This is a genomic window from Flavobacterium sp. JAS (genome assembly GCF_020991455.1).
Classification (GTDB): domain Bacteria; phylum Bacteroidota; class Bacteroidia; order Flavobacteriales; family Flavobacteriaceae; genus Flavobacterium.
The window spans coordinates 366,308-386,070 of sequence record NZ_JAJMOX010000001.1 but is presented as its reverse complement, the minus strand read 5'-3'; the positions used below and the strand labels follow the sequence as shown (position 1 = coordinate 386,070).

Annotated in this window: 19 protein-coding genes; 7 read left to right on the top strand and 12 right to left on the bottom strand. The window is 32.3% G+C overall.

Annotation, left to right across the window (positions count from 1 at the left end):
- Positions 1-83 precede the first annotated feature (83 nt).
- Entirely contained in the window at positions 84-1,232 is a 1,149-nt protein-coding gene (locus LPB88_RS01600; RefSeq protein WP_230712062.1) for a PAS domain-containing sensor histidine kinase, read from the top strand.
- On the opposite strand, the gene LPB88_RS01595 is transcribed toward LPB88_RS01600, so the two are convergent.
- The 3 genes from LPB88_RS01595 to greA form a co-directional block, all read right to left on the bottom strand.
- On the bottom strand, positions 1,229-2,380 hold the full coding sequence (locus LPB88_RS01595; protein ID WP_230712061.1) for a transglutaminase domain-containing protein: 1,152 nt from the start codon (positions 2,378-2,380) through the stop codon (positions 1,229-1,231). The two genes, LPB88_RS01600 and LPB88_RS01595, sit on opposite strands and share 4 nt — an antisense overlap.
- 79 nt (positions 2,381-2,459) lie before the next feature.
- Positions 2,460-2,846 (bottom strand): HIT family protein, encoded by a 387-nt coding sequence (locus LPB88_RS01590; protein ID WP_230712060.1) that lies wholly within the window; start codon positions 2,844-2,846, stop codon positions 2,460-2,462.
- A gap of 45 nt (positions 2,847-2,891) precedes the next feature.
- Entirely contained in the window at positions 2,892-3,368 is a 477-nt protein-coding gene (gene greA, locus LPB88_RS01585; protein ID WP_089353083.1) for a transcription elongation factor GreA, read from the bottom strand.
- A gap of 155 nt (positions 3,369-3,523) precedes the next feature.
- Here greA and LPB88_RS01580 point away from each other — a divergent pair, with 155 nt between their 5' ends.
- The gene (locus tag LPB88_RS01580; RefSeq protein WP_230712059.1) at positions 3,524-3,937 is read left to right on the top strand and encodes a hypothetical protein; all 414 of its coding nucleotides are present in this window, start codon (positions 3,524-3,526) and stop codon (positions 3,935-3,937) included.
- A gap of 57 nt (positions 3,938-3,994) precedes the next feature.
- On the opposite strand, the gene LPB88_RS01575 is transcribed toward LPB88_RS01580, so the two are convergent.
- The 5 genes from LPB88_RS01575 to LPB88_RS01555 form a co-directional block, all read right to left on the bottom strand.
- Positions 3,995-6,148, bottom strand: a complete 2,154-nt coding sequence (locus LPB88_RS01575; protein WP_230712058.1) for a TonB-dependent receptor — start codon at positions 6,146-6,148, stop codon at positions 3,995-3,997.
- Positions 6,149-6,477: 329 nt separating this feature from the next.
- A complete protein-coding gene (gene arfB / locus LPB88_RS01570; protein ID WP_230712057.1) occupies positions 6,478-6,882 on the bottom strand; it encodes an alternative ribosome rescue aminoacyl-tRNA hydrolase ArfB in 405 nt (134 codons plus the stop codon).
- On the bottom strand, positions 6,882-8,996 hold the full coding sequence (locus tag LPB88_RS01565) for a DUF4301 family protein (RefSeq protein ID WP_230712056.1): 2,115 nt from the start codon (positions 8,994-8,996) through the stop codon (positions 6,882-6,884). The genes arfB and LPB88_RS01565 overlap by 1 nt, the downstream gene beginning before the upstream one ends.
- Positions 8,957-9,580, bottom strand: coding sequence for a nicotinamide riboside transporter PnuC (pnuC, locus tag LPB88_RS01560; RefSeq protein WP_230712055.1), 624 nt, complete (start codon positions 9,578-9,580; stop codon positions 8,957-8,959). Before pnuC ends, LPB88_RS01565 begins: the two co-directional genes overlap by 40 nt.
- Before the next feature lie 24 nt (positions 9,581-9,604).
- Positions 9,605-10,333, bottom strand: a complete 729-nt coding sequence (locus LPB88_RS01555) for a geranylgeranylglyceryl/heptaprenylglyceryl phosphate synthase (RefSeq protein WP_230712054.1) — start codon at positions 10,331-10,333, stop codon at positions 9,605-9,607.
- Positions 10,334-10,426: 93 nt separating this feature from the next.
- On the opposite strand from LPB88_RS01555, the gene LPB88_RS01550 reads away from it, so the two are divergent.
- The 3 genes from LPB88_RS01550 to LPB88_RS01540 all read left to right on the top strand — a co-directional run bounded on the left by LPB88_RS01550 (position 10,427) and on the right by LPB88_RS01540 (position 11,804).
- A complete protein-coding gene (locus LPB88_RS01550) occupies positions 10,427-11,023 on the top strand; it encodes a Crp/Fnr family transcriptional regulator (RefSeq protein ID WP_230712053.1) in 597 nt (198 codons plus the stop codon).
- Between the two features lie 80 nt (positions 11,024-11,103).
- Positions 11,104-11,391 (top strand): hypothetical protein, encoded by a 288-nt coding sequence (locus LPB88_RS01545; protein WP_133523218.1) that lies wholly within the window; start codon positions 11,104-11,106, stop codon positions 11,389-11,391.
- A complete protein-coding gene (locus LPB88_RS01540) occupies positions 11,388-11,804 on the top strand; it encodes a group III truncated hemoglobin (protein WP_230712052.1) in 417 nt (138 codons plus the stop codon). The genes LPB88_RS01545 and LPB88_RS01540 overlap by 4 nt, the downstream gene beginning before the upstream one ends.
- Before the next feature lie 109 nt (positions 11,805-11,913).
- Here LPB88_RS01540 and LPB88_RS01535 read toward each other — a convergent pair whose 3' ends face one another.
- The 4 genes from LPB88_RS01535 to LPB88_RS01520 form a co-directional block, all read right to left on the bottom strand.
- Positions 11,914-12,576: a 4'-phosphopantetheinyl transferase superfamily protein gene (locus tag LPB88_RS01535; protein ID WP_230712051.1), complete on the bottom strand. Its 663-nt coding sequence runs from the start codon at positions 12,574-12,576 to the stop codon at positions 11,914-11,916.
- A 136-nt stretch (positions 12,577-12,712) separates the two neighbouring features.
- Entirely contained in the window at positions 12,713-13,513 is an 801-nt protein-coding gene (locus tag LPB88_RS01530) for a lipid II flippase family protein (RefSeq protein ID WP_230712050.1), read from the bottom strand.
- A 52-nt stretch (positions 13,514-13,565) separates the two neighbouring features.
- Entirely contained in the window at positions 13,566-14,654 is a 1,089-nt protein-coding gene (locus LPB88_RS01525) for a glycosyltransferase (RefSeq protein WP_230712049.1), read from the bottom strand.
- Positions 14,655-15,431 (bottom strand): hypothetical protein, encoded by a 777-nt coding sequence (locus LPB88_RS01520; protein WP_230712048.1) that lies wholly within the window; start codon positions 15,429-15,431, stop codon positions 14,655-14,657.
- Between the two features lie 390 nt (positions 15,432-15,821).
- On the opposite strand from LPB88_RS01520, the gene ahcY reads away from it, so the two are divergent.
- Positions 15,822-17,138, top strand: coding sequence for an adenosylhomocysteinase (gene ahcY, locus LPB88_RS01515; RefSeq protein ID WP_230712047.1), 1,317 nt, complete (start codon positions 15,822-15,824; stop codon positions 17,136-17,138).
- Positions 17,139-17,324: 186 nt separating this feature from the next.
- A complete protein-coding gene (locus LPB88_RS01510) occupies positions 17,325-19,643 on the top strand; it encodes a patatin-like phospholipase family protein (RefSeq protein ID WP_230712046.1) in 2,319 nt (772 codons plus the stop codon).
- Positions 19,644-19,763 lie beyond the last annotated feature (120 nt).

Sequence of the window (19,763 nt, the reverse complement as noted above, 5' to 3'; positions counted from 1 at the left end):
CTTAAAAACAAAAAAAATCTTTAGGCGCTCATAAAATATTAAATGTGTTTATTTCGTTATATTTATACCTCAAAAAATAATTTATGTCTTTTTCCGAAAGAAGAAATACAACCCGCTGGATCATTGTTTCTATTTCCTTTCTAATCATTTCTTTGATTCTTTGGAATACGTATACTTTTTTTCAAATTTTCAAAAACGAGGAACGTCTTAAAATGAATCTTTGGGCTAATGCTCAAAAAACATTAGTTAATGCAGATGAAAATACTGACTTAGATCTTCCGCTGGACATTCTTAACAATAATACATCGGTACCGGTAATGCTCACGATGTATGATAAAGTTATTAGTGCTAAAAATGTTCCCGAAGAAGTTCTGGCTGACGAAGCTAAATCAATGTCGTATTTAAAAAATTTAAAAAGCGAAAACGAGCCTATTATTATTGAATTTGCCCCCGGTAGAGTTCAACAAGTCTATTATGGAAATTCGGCATTATTGAACAAACTTAAATATTATCCAATTGCTTTATTGTTGATTATCTTTTTGTTTGGTGCTTTGATTTACAACTTCTACAGAAGTACCAAAATGGCTACTCAAAACAAACTTTGGGCAGGAATGGCAAAGGAAACCGCGCATCAAATTGGGACACCATTATCTTCTTTAATAGGTTGGGTTGAGATCTTAAGAACAGAAGAGATTGATCCATCGATAACATCAGAAATAGAAAAAGATATTGAGCGATTGCAAACTATTACGGATCGTTTTTCTAAAATTGGATCTGTTCCTGTTTTAGAAAAGCATGATATCGTTATTGAAACCATGAATACTTACGAGTATTTGCAATCTCGTTTTTCTAAGCAGGTCGCTTTTTCTTATCACGCTCCCGAAGAACCAATTTTTGCTATGATAAACCCAACTTTACACAGTTGGACTATCGAAAATTTGGTAAAAAATGCAATTGATGCCATGAAAGGTAAAGGAACATTGGATCTTCAAATTGAACAAGATACACATCATGTAAAAATAAATGTAAAAGATTCAGGAACCGGAATTGCTAAAAAGCAATTTAAAACCATTTTCGAACCTGGTTTTACAACCAAAAAACGAGGTTGGGGACTGGGACTTTCTTTAACTAAAAGAATTGTTGAAGAATACCATCGTGGAAAAATAAAAGTTTTGCATTCTGAAATTGGAAAAGGAACTACGTTTCAGATTTCTCTAAATAAAAAAGTTTAATTTACAGGCACTCCAAAGAAACTTACTTTTGTAAACATTGTTTTCCTACCCATTTTTGATTTTCCTAAATATTTCTCAACAAATAAAAATTGTTCTTCTACCTGATTCAATGTTTGATTTACACCTGTTGCTAGAGAAGCAATATTTGACTGATTTGTTTTTGAAATCTTACTAAGATTCTCTAATAATTCTTTACTTTTTGTAAGTTTCGTTTTAGGTGAATCAATCAGTTTTTTCAATTCTTCATCTGAAACATTTGGTTTAAATTGATTATTTCGAAATGTTATAAATGCATTTAGTTCATTAATTCCATCATTATATAAGCTTACAATTTCATTAAATCTTAGAATTTCCGCTTCATTTCTTTTATAGAATAACCTATCGAATATCATAGCATTCTTGACTCCATTTTTTTCAATTCTATCTGCTGAACTTGTTAGTTGATCAATATATGATAGTGAAATATATTTTTCAATTTCAGCATCAAAATCAAAATATGGTTTCGATTTATTAACGACAAAATTACCATTGTAGAATTCTTGATTTGTAATAGGGTAATTAAGAAATTGCCACATATAATCAAAAGGCATATGAGATGTTATTATTTTGGACGGATCCGTCTTAAAATAATAATTATTTATTTTTTTTACAAACTTTCCTCCAGTTACAATACCTGAACCCCAAGTTGGATCGAAAACACACCATTTTCCATCTATTTTTGCACAACACCATGCGTGAGAAATATAATCTGTAAAACCATTCTGCTTAGTGAATCCTTCAATAACAAATGATCGAATTCCAACTTTATTTGCAATTTCATTGAAAACTTCAGCATAATTAACACAAACACCTTTTCGTGATTTAAGTGTTTTTTCTATCTTATCATGAGCACTTTCATTGAAGTTTACTGCAAACATATTTTCAATATCATATGTAATATTTGAAACTGTCCAATAATAAACAGCTCGTATTTTATCGTCCTCATTTTTAAAGGTAGATTTTATATAATTCGCAATATCTTCTGTTGAATTATTCAAATTGACAGGAATGTTCATAATTTGTTTATCTATCAATTCATACTTGTTTTTAACTTGCCCTACACCCATTATTGAATATAATAGCGTAATTAAAATTATATACTTTTTCATTTTTTTAGATATTGCTTAAAAAGAAAAAATCACAATTTTTGATTGTGATTTTCTTTAATAAATATGACTTTATTTTATTTTACAAATTTGCCTGAATACTTTTGGCCAAAGCTTCAAATTCTTCCTTAGAAAGTGATACTTTATTATGAAAACGCATTTCATCCATTTCGTTTAACGGAATCAAATGAACGTGCGCATGAGGGACTTCTAATCCAACAACTGCCATTCCTACTCTTTTGCAAGGAACTGTTTTCTCTAAAGCAATTGCAATTTTCTTAGAAAACTTCATTAACCCTAAATACAATTCATCTTCCATATCAAAAATCTTATTGATTTCTTGTTTTGGAATACAAAGTGTGTGTCCTTTAGCATTTGGATTTACATCTAAAAAAGCCAAATAATTATCGTCTTCAGCAATTTTATAAGAAGGAATTTCTCCGTTTACTATTTTGGTAAATATGCTCATTTTTTTTTAGATTATTAGACTTCTTAGATTGTTAGAAAATTAGACTTAATCGCGGGTAATTTCAAGAATTTCGAATTTCAAAACTCCGTTTGGCACTGTGATTTCTGCAACTTCACCAACTGATTTTCCAAGTAAACCTTTTCCAATAGGAGAAGTTACTGAGATTTTTCCAGTTTTCAAATCAGCTTCACTTTCTGCAACAAGCGTATATTTCATTTCCATTCCGTTGCTTTGGTTCTTAATTTTTACATTAGAAAGCACCAACGCTTTTGAAACATCTAATTGTGATTCATCAATTAATCTCGCATTAGAATACACTTCTTCCAGTTTATTAATTCTCATTTCTAACAAACCTTGTGCTTCTTTTGCTGCATCATATTCGGCGTTTTCAGATAAATCACCTTTGTCTCTTGCTTCTGCTATATCTTGAGATGCCTTCGGACGCATTACACTTTTTAAATGCTCCAACTCATCTTTCAACTTTTTTAATCCTTCTGCGGTATAATAAGATACTTTACTCATAACTTCATCGTTTATATAAATACAAAAAATCCCATCGGGACGGGATTTTGTATTACAAATATACTATTATTTTTAATAGTACATAATTATATGTTAATCATATAAATTTCAAACCTAAATAATTTATTTTTGTTTCACTAATTCTTATTAAAATAATGAAAAAAATCTGGCTCATAATCGTATTTGTTTCTGTGCTCTTCTCGTGTAGTGATAATAACAAAAGCAATAAAAATCCTAATATCCCTAATTATTCCATTAATCTATCGATAGATATGAATCTGCCTGCTTATTCAAATCTTAAATTTGCGAGCAATGGCGTTATCGTTCCTAGTTATGGAGCAAAAGGTGTAATTATTTTTAATGCCGGAAGCGGCTATAACGCATTTGATGCAGCTTGTCCAAATCAGCCCATAAATGCATGTACTGCTATGACAATTGATGGTATTAACGCCGTTTGTTCTTGCGATAAATCTTCTTACAGTTTATTTACCGGACTTGGCGGCAAAGAATATCCTTTGAAACAATATCGCGTTGAAGTTATAGGAAGCGTAATTCACGTTTACAACTAAAATAAAAAAAGCCTGAAAGTTTTAAATTTTCAGGCTTTTGTATTTTATGGAAATCCTTTAGAATTTCAAAGTCAGTCCGGCAAGGAAGTTAATTCCTGCCTGAGGATAGTAGTATGGATAAACATCATACATGTATCCGTTTGAAACATACTTTTTATCCAGAATATTATTTACTAAACCGGTAATCATAATTGATTTGAAGATTGATTTAGGTTTAATTTCATAAGAAACATTCAAGTCGTTTACAAAATAGTCAGCCAGTTTTGCGTTAGACGATTCTATATTATTAAGGTATTGCTCCCCAACATATTTTTGCAATAATGAAAGATGTAAATTCTGAATCGGGCTATAAACTATAATGTTTCCAGCAATAACCGACGGAGAATACGCAATATTAGTTGTACCGTAATTCTGACCTTCAACTGCTAAATCAATATTTTTGTTACTGCTTAAAGTAAAGTTTGGACGAAGAATAAATTTCTCTGAAAGTTTAATTGTTGCATCTACCTCAAATCCTAAACGGTAACTTTTTTCGCTATTAGCACGAATTGGCGCACCAACATCGTCAAGTCTTCCTGTCAAAATCAATTGATCTCTGTATCCCATATAATAAACGTTTGAAGTCAATTGAAATTTCTCTGAGTTGAATCTCCAGCCCAATTCAAAATCATTTAATTTTTCCGGTTTTACATTTCCACCTTCGTAATCTGTTCTGTTTGGTTCACGATTCGCTCTTGCATAAGAAAAGTATAAAGTGCTTTTTTGATTGATTTCGTAGTTTAAACCCGCTTTTGGATTAAAGAAATTGAAGTTATCATCAACCACACCCGTTTCGGCACTATTAGCTTTATATTTTACATTTCGATATTGTAAATCTCCATAGAAACTCAGTTTTTCTGTAAATTGATAGTTTGCTTTCGCGAAAATATTCCCATCGGTTTTAGTTGAAAAATCATCATAATAATGATCTCCCGGCTCAGATTGAGAAGCGTATCGTGCCCAGATTACTTTTCCAAAATGATCTCCTTCATATTTATTCCAGCCTCCGCCAAAAATAACATCCAGTTTTTCTTCTTTATACTTTACTGAAAAAGTAGTTCCGTAGAAATCATTATCCAACCATTTCTGGCGTACCAAATCAGTTGTGGTTACCGCACCAACAGGTTGCAAACCATACTCAGACATCTCTGCATCTTCTTTGTAATTATCATAGTAACCTTTACCCTTTGTATAATGCAAAGCTAAATTTGTACTCCATTTGTCAGAGAATGACTCGCTCCAATGCAATTGATAATGATTTTGATTGTAATTGTCTGTTTCATTATCATAGAAACGAATCTTTCCGGATTCATCTGTGTACATTCCGGCTGAATTAAAAGTTCTGTTTGAATTTAGAGTTTCAGCATCGATTCCGTTCCAGGATTGGTATGTTTTTTCTGTACCTCCAAAAACCAAAGCTTTAATCAAAGTTGTTTTTCCCACATAAGTCCCTTGCAGAAAATAAGATTTTAAATCAGAACTTGCTCTGTCAACATAACCGTCAGATTTAATTCTGGACAAACGTCCTGCCAATTCAAAATGGTTATTTAATAAACCTGTACTAAATTTTACGGTTTGTTTTTGAGAATTAAAGCTTCCGTAAGAAGCCGAAACTTCACCATTTGCCTTAGATGCATAATTATCTGTAAGCATGTTTAAACTGGCTCCAAAAGCAGCGGCACCGTTTGTAGAAGTTCCTACACCACGCTGCAATTGTAAACTCTCTACCGAAGAAGCAAAATCTGGCATATTTACCCAAAAAGTTCCTTGACTCTCGGCATCATTATATGGAATTCCATTTATGGTAATGTTAACTCTCGTTGCATCACTACCACGAACTCTTATCCCAGTATATCCCATTCCGTTTCCTGCATCAGAAGTGGTTACAACTGATGGCAAGTAATTCATTAAAATTGGAATATCCTGGCCTAGATTTCTATATTTAATATCTTTTTTGTCCAGATTACTAAAACTTACCGGCGTTTTTGCCGTAACACGAATTGCAGATACTAATACATCGTCAAGTTTGTTAACTTTAGTAGAATCCTGCTCCTGTGAAATAGAAGAAAGAGAATAGAAGAAAGAGAATAGAATTAAGGAAAACGTTTTGTAGTTTTTCACCTTTGTACCTTTGTACCTCAGCACCTCAGCACCTTTAAAAATAGTTTTCATCCGTAAAAAAATTACGAATAAAAGGGGGAATTATTCTTTTTGTTAAATTAATAAATGTTTCACGACAAAATATAGTGTGCACGCTAGAAATTTGTCGTTTTTTCCCTTAGCAACATTACTCGCTCAGGTTCTTTGGGTATGATCTCAGCTCGTTATTTAGAGCACCCCTTTGAGACAGTGCAAATGTAAAGTTAAAAATTCCAAAAATCAAACTCCAAATTCCAAAAATCATAGATTGAGATTAAATTCCAAAAACTAAAAATTCCAAATCCCAACTGAAAACTACACGAAGTCTACTTTTTGGAATTTGGAATTTATAAATTGGAATTTTATTCTAAGTTAGGTTTTCTACGAGATTGTTTTCTCTCAGAAATATTCTTTTTGTCTTTGATTCGTTTTTTAATTACAGATTTTGGAATCTTAGTCGCTTTACGAATTTTAGGGACAAACAATCCTTTTTTAATGATTTCAAGGAATCGTTTTACAACAATTTCTTTATTTTTAATTTGACTTCTGTCTTCGTCACAATTTAAAATCAGAATGTTTTCAGTTGTTAATCGTGACGCAATATTAGTGTGCAAAAGTAGTTTTTCTTCTTCAGATAAAGCCTGAGAAGGGTTTAGGTCAAAAGTCAAAACTACCTTTGACGAAACTTTATTCACGTTTTGTCCGCCGGCGCCACTACTCCTAACGGCCTTAAAACTTAACTCTGATATGATTTTATCTATATCCATTATTGTGGCTGATGTGCTGGTTTTAGTAAATCATTTACTGTTTTTACCGGATTAAAAGTAATTAACGGCACGGCTACAAAAATAGTAAGCCAGTTTGCCATTGCACCATTCCACAATCCAGGTAATTCGTAGCTTTTTACTGTTTTTCCGTCTACATTTTTCTCAACGATAAAACCTGCATTTTGATCTACAAATTGTAGTAAATCAAACTTTTGGTTTTTATAATTCCTAATCCCGCAAACTAAATCTACCGGATTGAAATGTGTAGCTTCCGATAAAACTTTTTGTTGCTTTTTACTTTCTATATCAACTTGAGAGCTCTCTACAATTTGAAGACTTACTACGCCATGATCGTTCATTACCCAAAATGGGCCTCCGCCAGGTTCTCCTTCATTTTTAACCATTCCGCAAACACGGATTGGTCTGTCCAGCAATTCTTTAATTTTATCAATTTTGTTTTCAAAAGTAAACTTATCGAAGTCTTCTGTGATTTCTATATTTAGCTTTTTAGTCAAAAACTTAACGATTTCGTCTACAGAATCTTCTTTTATTTCCTGCTTATCAATCGCTTTTAAGTAATCGAAAACTCTTTTTTGGTTTTCAACTAAAATTCCGGCAAGAGCTTTTTTGTATAATGTAGTTTCTTCAATATGATTTTGAATCACATTATCAATATTCTTTATAAAAATAACATCTGAATCAAGATTACCTAAATTTTCAATTAATGCTCCGTGCCCTCCCGGTCTAAAAACCAAGGCTCCATTTTGATCTCTGAAAATTTTATTTTTTGCGTCGATAGTAATAGAATCAGTTGCTTTATTTTGATAAGAATAACTAATATCAATTTTAGTCGCTGAACGTTCTTCGACCTTAGTCTTAACCAATTCTACAGCTTCTTCAAATAGATTTTGATGTATTTCAGAAACGGTAAAATGCAAGTGAGAAACTTGATTTGCTGTTGCATAATGCACACACTCATTCAAATGTTCCTCTATTGGATTTGCAATATGCGTTTTGTATTTATGAAAAGGTAAAACTGCTTTTGGCTTATTAGCAAAATTAAAATAGTCCGAAGACATTAATAATTTTATGAAATAATAGTTTTTATAATTTCTATCTAAAGTTTCAAAATCAGGATAGATTTCTTTTAGCTTTTTATCTATAGCTTCAAAAAACGGAAACTTCTCCATTGCAACAATAAAAATCGGCAATTCTTTGTCTTTTTTTCTGTTGATATAAGCATTTATTGTTTCTTTTTCGACTTCAAACTCATTCAAAAATGATTTCAAAAACTTAAACATTCTTGTTGCCGCACCAGAAGCCGGAACAAATTTATTTAATTTTAAATGCTCTCTCTGGCTGTCAAAAAAAGCTGCTTTTTCTTCAAAATCCTCATTTGACAATTCTACAATTCCGTTACCAATAGTTGCCGGACTTATCAAACTACTTTTTAAAATCCCTTTCTTTAAAATCTTAAACTGTTTGATTATATTTTGAAACGGAACCCCATGCTCATAAATCTGAACAAAATCATCTGAAGTGAAATCACGTTCTTTGGCCATAGTCAAATCATTGATAATAGCCGTAGCTTTTACCAATCGACATTCTTTATCTCCGGAAAGAGTTATAAAAGGTTTTTTGGCATCAATTAGTGTTTGTTTAAAAACCGAAAACACTGTTTCTCTGCCATCAGGAGTATCTCTAATATCGTCCTTTTCCCAAGGAACATCAATATCTGTAAGGAAAAATAAATCGTATTCATGTTCTAAGGCCGCTTCGTGCAATAATGGATCTGAGAAACCATAATACATTTCAGAAAAAACCTTGGTAACCATTAAATTAGTATCGCAAAACAAATATTTGTTTGCCGTAGTAAGCTTTTCATTTTCTAATGCAACTTGTCCGTATGCAATAGGCAACATATCATCGGCTACACAAATATGCTGATTCTCTTCCCATTTTTCTTGTAAATAGTCACGTGCAAATTCAGGAACCCATTCGGTTTCATAGTATTCTGCAAGTTGTTTTGCCAATGTGGTTTTTCCTGTACTTTCAGGACCAAATAAAGCAATTTTTATGATAGCTGTTTGTTGCTGTCTAAGATCTTTCTCCATTCTAAATAAGCTGAAATAGCCAAAATTGTAAAAATTAAATATTGAAGTGACAACATCCCTAAGCCTCGATAAGCATAAAGTGGCACTACAATAATATCACCTATAATCCAAAGTGTCCAGTTTTCGATTTTTTTCCTGGCCATGTACCACATTCCTGCAAAAAATATTCCAGACGAAATCATATCGACATAATTGTCTTTTTTGATTTCATAATCAAAGTATTTATAAATTCCGAAAACTACAAAAACAGTAACAAAGAACAGTAAAACTCCGATTATTTTTTCATTAAAATTCGTGCGGGTAATTGGTAAATTATCCTCTGTTGTTCCGCCTTTTCCCCAAACATACCAACCATAAATACTCATAATCGAGAAATACCCATTGATAATCATATCTCCAATATAACCAGCAACATACAAAAGATATACTGAAATTACTGTGGCAATCAAACCCGTAGGATATACCCAAATATTTTCTTTTTTAGCAAACCATACGCTCAAAATTCCGCAAACAAAAACCAAAAATTCTAAAGCAATATGCCATAATGGTGCGTTCTTGTAACTATCGAGAAAAAAATCAATCATTTGAGGTTTATTTTGGTTGTTTTATTATGATTCAAAAAAATGACTGTCGTTTTCAAAAGCAGTTCCTATCACTACTAAATCAGCACCGGCATTATATGCATTTTGAATTCCGTGCAAATCTACAATTCCTCCTCCAACAATTACGGGAATTTTAATATTTTGCGCAATTAACTGTATCATTTCCAGTGGGACGGCATTTTTTGCTCCGCTTCCAGCTTCTAAATAGATTAATTTATTTCCTAACATTTCGCCTGCCTGTGCAGTTGCCAACGCCAAATCAAAATTCTCTCTATTTAGCGGTTTAGTTTTACTAACTCTCGCAACGGCAGTTTCATTGCCACTTTCGATTAAAATATAACCTGTAGAAATAACTTCAAGATTCGTTTTTTTAAGAATTGGTGCCGCCTGAACCTGGTATTCTATTAAATAATCCGGATTGCGACCAGACAATAAAGACAAGAACAAAATAGCATCCGCCTGAGGTGAAATCTGCGACGGATTTCCCGGGAATATCACAACGGGCAAATTGGTGTTTTGTTTTAATTGTGCAATTAAATCTTCTAAGATCGTTGATTCAACAATACTTCCTCCCACAAAAATATGTGTCGCAGGAGATTGATTTATCTTCTGTAATAAATGGTCTAAATTTTCCCAGACAATTTTATCCGGATCTAAAAGTATAGCCAATAATTTTTGTCCATCTCTTTTAGCCTCTAAAATCTGCTGGTGTATATTGCGTAATTTTTGCTGCATAATCGGCGTAAAAGTAAAAGATTTTTAATGTAGAAGAACTATTTTGAATAATTATATTTGTGTAATCTCTTTTGATAACCAAGAAACAAAACTATGATTGCAATTGATCTGTTGGAAAAATATGGTGGTCTGAATAAATTTTTCGCTAAAAACGAAATTATTTTTGAAGAGGGAAATCTGCCAACACATTATTATCAAGTTGTTTCTGGTGAAGTAAAAATGAGTAATTATAATGATGATGCCCGAGAATTCATTCAGGGAATCTTTTATAAAGAACAATCTTTTGGAGAACCTCCTTTGTTCTTAAATCAAAAATATCCTGCTAACGCCATTGCGGTTGAAGATTCAGAAGTTATTTTGCTTTCTAAAAACAGTTTCATGAAATTGCTGGAAGAAAACTCCGCAATTAGTATCAAGATCATCGAAAATTTAGCCCAACGTTTGTATTACAAATCGGTTATGGCGGCCGAAATGTCTACACAGGAACCTGAACATCGGGTTTTGAAATTAATCGATCACGGAATTGCCTATTTTAATTTTAAAAAAGACGAAAACGGCTACCTCATCAGTTTTACAAGACAACAAATTGGAGATTTAACCGGCTTGCGCGTCGAAACAGTGATTAGAACCATAAAAGCTTTGGAGAAAAAAGGTGTTTTGAAGATTATAAACAGGAAAGTATACAGATAAAATAGTTCTTGTTTTATGATTAAAGTCATAAAATGGAGCTGTATAGTGCATGTACCTTTGTAGTATAAAATCTCAATATCATGACACTATATCAAACAACATTCGAAAATTTCAATAAAAATTATATGGGTTCTGCTGCAATGGCTGTAATTGGTCAAAGCTGTTTAGGTGGCGCAGCTGCCATGTATATTCTTTCTCACGGAACCTCTATTGGACAAATGATTCAATTGGCAATTATTGTTTTGGCTTGTGTTTTTGCCAATACTTCAATTTTAGCGCAAATGAAACATAAAGTAGTTTTTAACCTTATTATTTTAAGTGCTTTATTAAGCGTTTTACTTATATTTCTGAATAGTTTTGTACTATGAAAAAGCAAATAGAAAATAGAACTGATGTCGAATTTTTAGTACATCAGTTCTATGCTAAAATAAGAGCCGATGAAGAAATTGGCTTTTATTTTAATACAATGATTAAAGACTGGGATTCGCATCTGGAAAAACTGACTGATTTTTGGGAAACTAATTTGTTTGCCGTTAAAAAATACAAAGGTAATCCGCATGTAGTGCACAATGAAGTTGATGCTCATTTTGAAGGTAAAATCACTTCGAACGAATTCGGGATATGGCTTAACTATTGGGCTCAGACTTTGGATGAACATTTTGAAGGCGAAAATGTAGAAACATTAAAAAGACGTGCTCGAAAAATGGGAACTTTCTTGTTTGTAAGCATGTTTGAACATCGACAAAAGATGGCGGAAGCTTCTTTAGAAAATTTAAGCTAAGCACATTTTATGCGATTTCTCCCTTCGCTCGAAATGACAAGATTGTGTTTTACCCTAACTCGCAGAGTTTGGAATTTGGAATTTCTGTTATTGGAATTTCATTAAAAATTTATTTCTCAAAAGCATAAACCAAAGTAAAATCCTGTCCTGAAGTACTCGATTTTATTTCTTCATAATGCACATTAAATTCAATTACCAAATCATTAAAATGAAGACTGGCTTCGGTCTGATTTTTATCTAATGAAAAAGCGTCGATGCTAATATGATCTTTAAAACTGATTCCTTTTTCATTTCTAATTTTAAATATGGCTTCTTTTGCACCCCAGATTACAGTAAGCTCTCTAATATAATCTGCGACATTTTGAGTTGTGGAGTTTCGGGATAAATAACTGTTTTCAGTATCAACAAACTTATCGGCGATTCTAAGAATTTTTTCACGTTGTAATTCCATATCTATTCCAACTGTTTCGTCGCTGATTATTATGGCTGCAAAATCATGCGAATGTGTGATTGAAATATAATTATGACAATCAAAATAAGGTTTACCAAACTCGTCATAATGCAATTCGTGATCTGTAAAACCCATTTCCTGTATCAACATACGAACGCTCAAAAAAGCACGCTGATGCATTTGTGACTTCATGCCGTCTAGACGAAGCTGCGTTTTTTCTTTTAAAACTACTTTACTCAATAACTCCTCAAAAGATTCGGTTATTTGCCAAACTAAGATTTTGGTAGTTTCGTTGAATTGTATGGTTTGAAATAAAGGCATTTCTTTTTTGAATTGTGAATTCTATTTTAAAATAAAACTCTAATTTAAGGTATATATATGACGTATCTTAATATAGTTCCAAATTTTTAATAGGATCGACATCTCAACCCTACAAAAGTAGAGTTTGGATTTTATTTTATAGCATTTCAGCTAATTTTACAATCATCCAGGCCAAAGGAATAAATACAAATTGCCCCAGAATTGTACCAAAAATGCGAGCAATAACAACAAAGGTAAGATGCCTCCTGAAAAATGATTCAGTAACGGTGCCATCTATTACTTTATCCGTTAATGTTGCATGGTATGGCTCTATAAACAACATCATGCCTATTGCACCTAAACTAACTGCAACACCACTCATAGATAATGATGTTGTTCTCAAATTTGGATTTAAATAACCAGCATATAAACACGAGAGTACACTTACTGTTATAAATGCATAAACAAGAACATTCAGTAGTACTAACTCAATATATATGTCTTTATATCTATTCAATCTGAAAAAATTATCTTTCTTAGGTAAGGCAAAACTCCTCTTAAAATGAATAACTGTCTCTAAGCGAAACGATTTTATGAGTATAACAAAAATGGAACGATTATTATATAAAGCATTTACGCCTCTTTCCATAAACCTATGAATTGTTGGTATAAATAACCCTCCTAAAATACATCCAATAGTTGCAGATAAAATGATACCTCTAAACATTAAATTATTTGGCAAATTTCCCTGATTAATACTGTTTTCTATCGTTTTTGTTAACAAAGGAGCTTGAATAGTATTGGAAAATTGCGAAATAACAATTACAACGTTGAATATGGAAGCAGAAGAAGCGATTCGTCCGGTTCTGGTCCCCACAATTTTAGCTGATAAACTAACAATCGCTACGAAATGAATTATTGAAGTAAGGGAACAAACTAATAAGATACTGAAAATCATACTATTTAACAATTATTACTTTTTATTATATTTTTATCAAACTAAAATATATTTAAAAAATAGTTTTTTTACGTTTTAAAATAAATTTCAAAAAAGCGTATACCTTTGGAAATTGTAGTCTTATTCGAATTTGTGCAAGAGTTTTTTTTGTAATTATATATATATATAAATCTGTAAAAATTGAAGAGGAATAATTACCTCTTATTTTATTTCTAAAATCAATTATCACTTTTTCGTATAAGTTTTCCAGCTGAGTAACCACAGAGAAAAAATTAGACTCCTTAATGATATATTGAGAAACTTTAAGAGTATCCTCAGAATTATATTTATGAATCTCTGCAATCAGATTATTTTTTGTTGGAATATTTGTCATCAGTTTCATTCCAAAATTAAAATCTCTAAAATGTTTCACATTAGAACTGGTTACCATACCTCCTAATCCTCTAAAATCACAAACAATTACAGCTGCTCCGGTTGCCATCGCTTCTATTGCTGCTTTTGCTTTTGCAAATACCAAATCATATTTATGAAGTATTTTTTCAGGTTGCAAGCAAATATTACCACTAGAATAACCTATTATTTCAACTTCAACTCCAAGTTCTTTACAAGCCTCTTTTATTTGAGGATAAATATTATTCTCATTCAAATAATTAGAAAAAACCAATGCTTTTTTGGGTTGTTTATTAATTTGTTCTTTCAATCGAAATCGATCTGTATTAACCCAATTATAAACAATTTCAACATCTTCAGATTTAAAATTATTTTCTAAACAATACCTCTCTTTACAATTATAGTCAACAGCAATATATTTAAGAATATTTTTATGCCGAAAAGGATAATCAAATACAGAAGTTCGATCATGAATAAAATAAGCTACAGGAGTAGATTTAAAAAAATTTAATGCTTTAAGTGTAGTAATATTGTGATGAGCATGAATAATTTCCGGAATCAGTTTTAACTGTTTTAAATTAGTCGTTACGTTAATTCCTTTTTTAATTAGCTCTTGCGCTAATTCCCCCATATTCAATGTAAAAATTTCTACTGAGTGTCCTCTGTTTATTAGTTCAATTGCCAATTCTTTTACATATGTTTCGGTCCCGGTATATTGAGAAATATGAATATTCGTAATTAAAATATTCATTTATGTTAAAGTATTAATTCCAAGACACATTTCTGCAATAGGTCTGATATGTTTTTCAAATGTAATTATAGTAGAGTAAGATCCCTCATTTACTCTTTTTTCTCCAAATTCCTCGTAGTACGGTTTTGAAGAGCCCCAGTTTGATATTTGATTAAGATCTGACACCTTTCCAAAGGATTCCCACAAAAAGACTTCTTTCCCATATTTCTCAACAGCCATTTCAACTTCATATTTTAACTCCGGATAATTCATTGCCGCATCCATTTTCATATAAAACTCTTCGTCAGAAAGCTTCAAGGACAATCCTCCTACATTATTATCAATTGAAATGTTATTTGGAGCAGAGTCCAATACAAAATCATAATTTAAAATTGCTTTTGAACTATCACCAGAAGATATTGCAGAAACAATTCCATTGATCAGATACCTGCAAATGTCATGAGTCGGATTAAATCCTTCTAAAGCATCACCTACAATTACACCATAATTATTTGCAATGATGATATCCTTCAGACTATTCATATATAATGAGATTTCAGATAGATCTTGTTCTAAAACTATATTATATAATTCTTTATCTGTAAATACTTTTATAGAATCCTGAAATTTTGCACCTATTGAGTCTAGCAATTTTATTGATTGATGAATTCTTGAAGCGTTACTTGAGCCAGAGCCATCAGTTAAAATAAATACATCTGGCTTATATTTTTTTATATAGGTATATGCTCTCAGTTCATGTCCGGGATGACCAATTATTAATGCCTTCTTTGTTTTCATTTTCTTTTAAAAATTGTTAAATAAATACTTTAATTCACAGTGCAAGATAATGATTATTAAATACTTTAAAATTTATTCACAAAACACCCGAATCACTTCTTTTTATCAAAAAAATACAACTACAAAGTCTTAATCACAAAAATTACGTAATACTCTTAACGATAAATAGACCTGTATCGAACAAATGGATTACAAAATTTATAATTTATAAACTATATAGAATTAAAAAGGATTACATCAAAAGCAGGATTAGCTCCTAAAAATCACTATCGAACTAATACTCTATAAATTAAGAAATTAAACATTTCACAAATCTTACAGAAAGTAGTCAAAATTAAAAACCTATTCCGTAAATTTGCAAAAATTTTACAATATACAAATATACTATAAATGAGTACTACAACTACGCCTTTTGTGGCTTTCAAAGTAAAAGACATCTCTCTAGCGGCTTGGGGAAGAAAAGAAATTGAATTAGCTGAAGCTGAAATGCCAGGTTTAATGGCGCTTCGTGCTGAATATAAAGACGAACAACCTCTTGCAGGTGCTCGTATTGCTGGATGTTTACACATGACTATCCAAACTGCAGTTTTGATCGAAACTTTAATCGCTCTTGGTGCAGAGGTTACCTGGTCTTCTTGTAACATTTTCTCTACTCAGGATCAGGCTGCTGCTGCTATTGCTGCTGCCGGAATTCAGGTTTATGCTTGGAAAGGTCTTGATGAGCAATCATTTGACTGGTGTATTGAGCAAACTTTATTCTTTGGTGAAGACAGAAAACCATTGAACATGATCTTAGATGATGGTGGAGATTTAACTAACATGGTTATTGACCGTTTCCCAGAATTGGTTCCTGGAATCAAAGGATTATCTGAAGAAACTACAACTGGAGTTCACAGACTTTACGAAAGAGTAAAAGCCGGAACTTTACCAATGCCTGCAATCAACATTAACGATTCTGTTACTAAATCTAAATTTGATAACAAATACGGCTGTAAAGAATCTGCTGTAGATGCTGTACGTCGTGCAACTGACTTAATGTTGGCTGGAAAAAGAGTTATCGTTTGTGGATACGGTGATGTTGGAAAAGGAACTGCTGCTTCTTTCAGAGGTGCTGGATCTATTGTAACAGTTACTGAAATTGACCCAATTTGTGCTTTACAAGCTGCAATGGACGGTTACGAAGTTAAAAAATTAAACACTGTAATTGCTAATGCTGATATCATCATTACAACTACAGGAAATAAAGATATCGTTCTTGGATCTCATTTCGAACAAATGAAAGACAAAACTGTTGTTTGTAACATCGGACACTTTGATAACGAAATTGATATGGCTTGGTTGAACAAAAACCACGGTGCATCAAAAATCGAAATCAAACCTCAGGTTGACAAATATACTATCGCTGGAAAAGACATCATCATTCTTGCTGAAGGTCGTTTAGTAAACCTTGGTTGCGCTACAGGTCACCCAAGTTTTGTAATGAGTAACTCATTTACAAACCAAACTTTGGCACAAATCGAATTATGGAAAAACAGTACTGCTTACAACAATGACGTTTACATGTTACCAAAACATTTAGATGAAAAAGTTGCTGCTTTGCACTTAGCTAAATTAGGAGTTGAATTGGAAACTTTACGTGACGATCAAGCTGCTTATATTGGTGTTCCAGTTGAAGGTCCTTTCAAACCAGAATACTACAGATACTAGTAAATTTTAGATTCTAAATCCGGATCTCTTTAATACATATCAAACCCGACAGGTTTTAAAAACTTGTCGGGTTTTCTGTTTTGTCCAAAAACATTTCTCTCAAAAAATTGCACGTTTATAAATATCTACTTACTTTTAAGAATATAAATAAAAAATCTATTCCTCAAATACTTAAATAGTAAAAACTTGAAAAAAACAATTTATTTAATCGTCTTCTTATTTTTACTAAGTCTCCCACAAATTACTTTTTCTCAGGAAAAAAAACCTAAAGTTGTATTAGTATTAAGCGGCGGTGGAGCGAAAGGAATCGCACATATTCCGCTTTTGCAAAAACTTGATTCGCTGCACATTGTCCCCGATCTTATTGTTGGAAATAGTATGGGAAGCATCATAGGAGGTTTGTATGCCATGGGATATTCCGGAGATAGCATTGAAAAATTAACCAAAAATATTAACTGGGATAAATTATTTGGCGGAGGCCAGTCGTTAAGATCTGTAAGTGTAGAGGAAAAAAGAGAATTTCAGCGATATTTAGTTGGAATAGGAATTAAAGATAAAAAACTAAACAGCGTTGGCTCTCTATTAAATGATCAAAATTTAAGAGAATACCTTGCCGAATTAACCTATCCGGTTTACAATGTTAAAAATTTTGATAGTCTGCCAATACCATTTAGAGCCATGGCTACCGATTTGGCCGAAGGAAAAGAGGTTATTTTAAGCAAAGGCAATCTTGCTTATGCCATGAGAGCCAGTATGTCATTGCCAGGCATTTTCAAGCCTATGACATACGAAAAAACAGTATTAGTTGATGGTGGTGTAATGAATAATTTCCCAACAGATGTCGCCAAAGAAATGGGTGCAGACTTTATTATTGGCAGTGATGTGGGTGGTGGATTGGAACCCATCGACAAACTAAACAATCTTATAACTATATTGACTCAAACGAGTATGTTTCCGAGTAATATCAAGAACCCGGCAAACCGAAAACTTTGCAATATCTTAGTGGATCACCTGCCAAACTTACGTTTTTCTACTGCTGATTTTGCAGATAGCGACGAAATATACAAAGATGGTAAAATTGCAACAACCGAAAATCTTCCCGCTTTAATTGCATTATCCGAAAAATTAAAAGGATACACACAACGAACTCACGAATTACCAAACATCCCTCAGGAATTTGTTCTTGACACTATTATTTACAAAAAAATCAGTCCGGAAAACCTTGCTTTGGTATTAGGAAGAACAAATCTAAAAACACATGTCAAATATACTACCAAGGATTTATTAGCAGGCATTAACCGGGCAATGGGTACTAATCTTTTTGATGAGATTACATACAGCTATTTTATTAAAGATGGCGACAAACTGGGAGTTACGCTATTTGGACATGAACGTGCTAAAAACCAACTCAATACATCCGTACATTATGATACTTACAGAGGCGTTGGAATCATTTTTAATTACACCGCCAGAAATGTTCTTGCCAGAGCATCTCGTCTTCTTGTAACAGTGGATATTGCAGAGCAGCCAAAAGCAAGAATCAATTATCAGAAAAATTTCGGAAAAAACAGAGACTGGTGGTGGGCATCTGAACTTTATGGAGCCTTTTTAAGGCAAGAAATTTATTTTAATGGCAAAGCTTCAGATAATGTACTTTATAATTATCTTGAATTTAATAATGAGATCAACAGAAATTTAAATTCACTGAAAAGTTATTTTGGCTATGGTTTAAACTATCAATACGCTAATTTAAAACCAAAATACGACAGAGAATACAATCCTAACTCGATCGATATCACGGATTATTCCTTAAACACTATCGAAGTAAACATGCATTATGCCTACAATAATATGGATAAAGTTTTCTTTGCTGAAAATGGAACAATTATAAAAGCAAATGTAACCCGCTCATTGTTAACGGATGTCTACACCTCTTTTAACGACCCAGATAAAACAAGCATATCTGGTGCAACCAATGGATATACAAAATTTGGTTTCAGCTTTGAAAAGAGAGCCCTCTTAAAAAAGAAAATTACAGGAATCATTGGGTTTGATTCTTATTTTATTTTTGAGGATAAAGTTAAAGATACTCAAATCTCACATTCAGATTTTGGTTATGCTTCAAAATACTTCTTAGGAGGAATTATACCAAGTTCTGGTAGTAATCGTTTTTCATTTCCTGGCCTACATGAAGACGAACTCAATGTTTCACAATACATGGGCTTAAAACTCGCCTCTCAAATAAATCTTATGGGAAAAATCTATCTAACTCCCCATTTTAATATCGCGACTGTTGGGTTTGAATCTTTTGATAAATACATTAACAAGGCATTTAATCCAAAAGGAAATTGGGATGATGGCTTCGACCCTAGCCTTGTAATATCTGGAGGAGCCTCGATTTCTTATCAATCCATTTTGGGCCCTATTCATTTTGATACTTCTTGGATAAATAATATTGACAAAGTGAGATTGTTTTTTAGCGTTGGACTGTCATTTAATCCATAATAGAAACAACATAATTCTTTAATGTGTTTAAATTTTCTTTTAATCTAAATTCAGAAATCAAAAATTTATTAGGGAGTGTCACCATCCCGATAAGAGGGCAAAATTACTTTGCGCGTATTC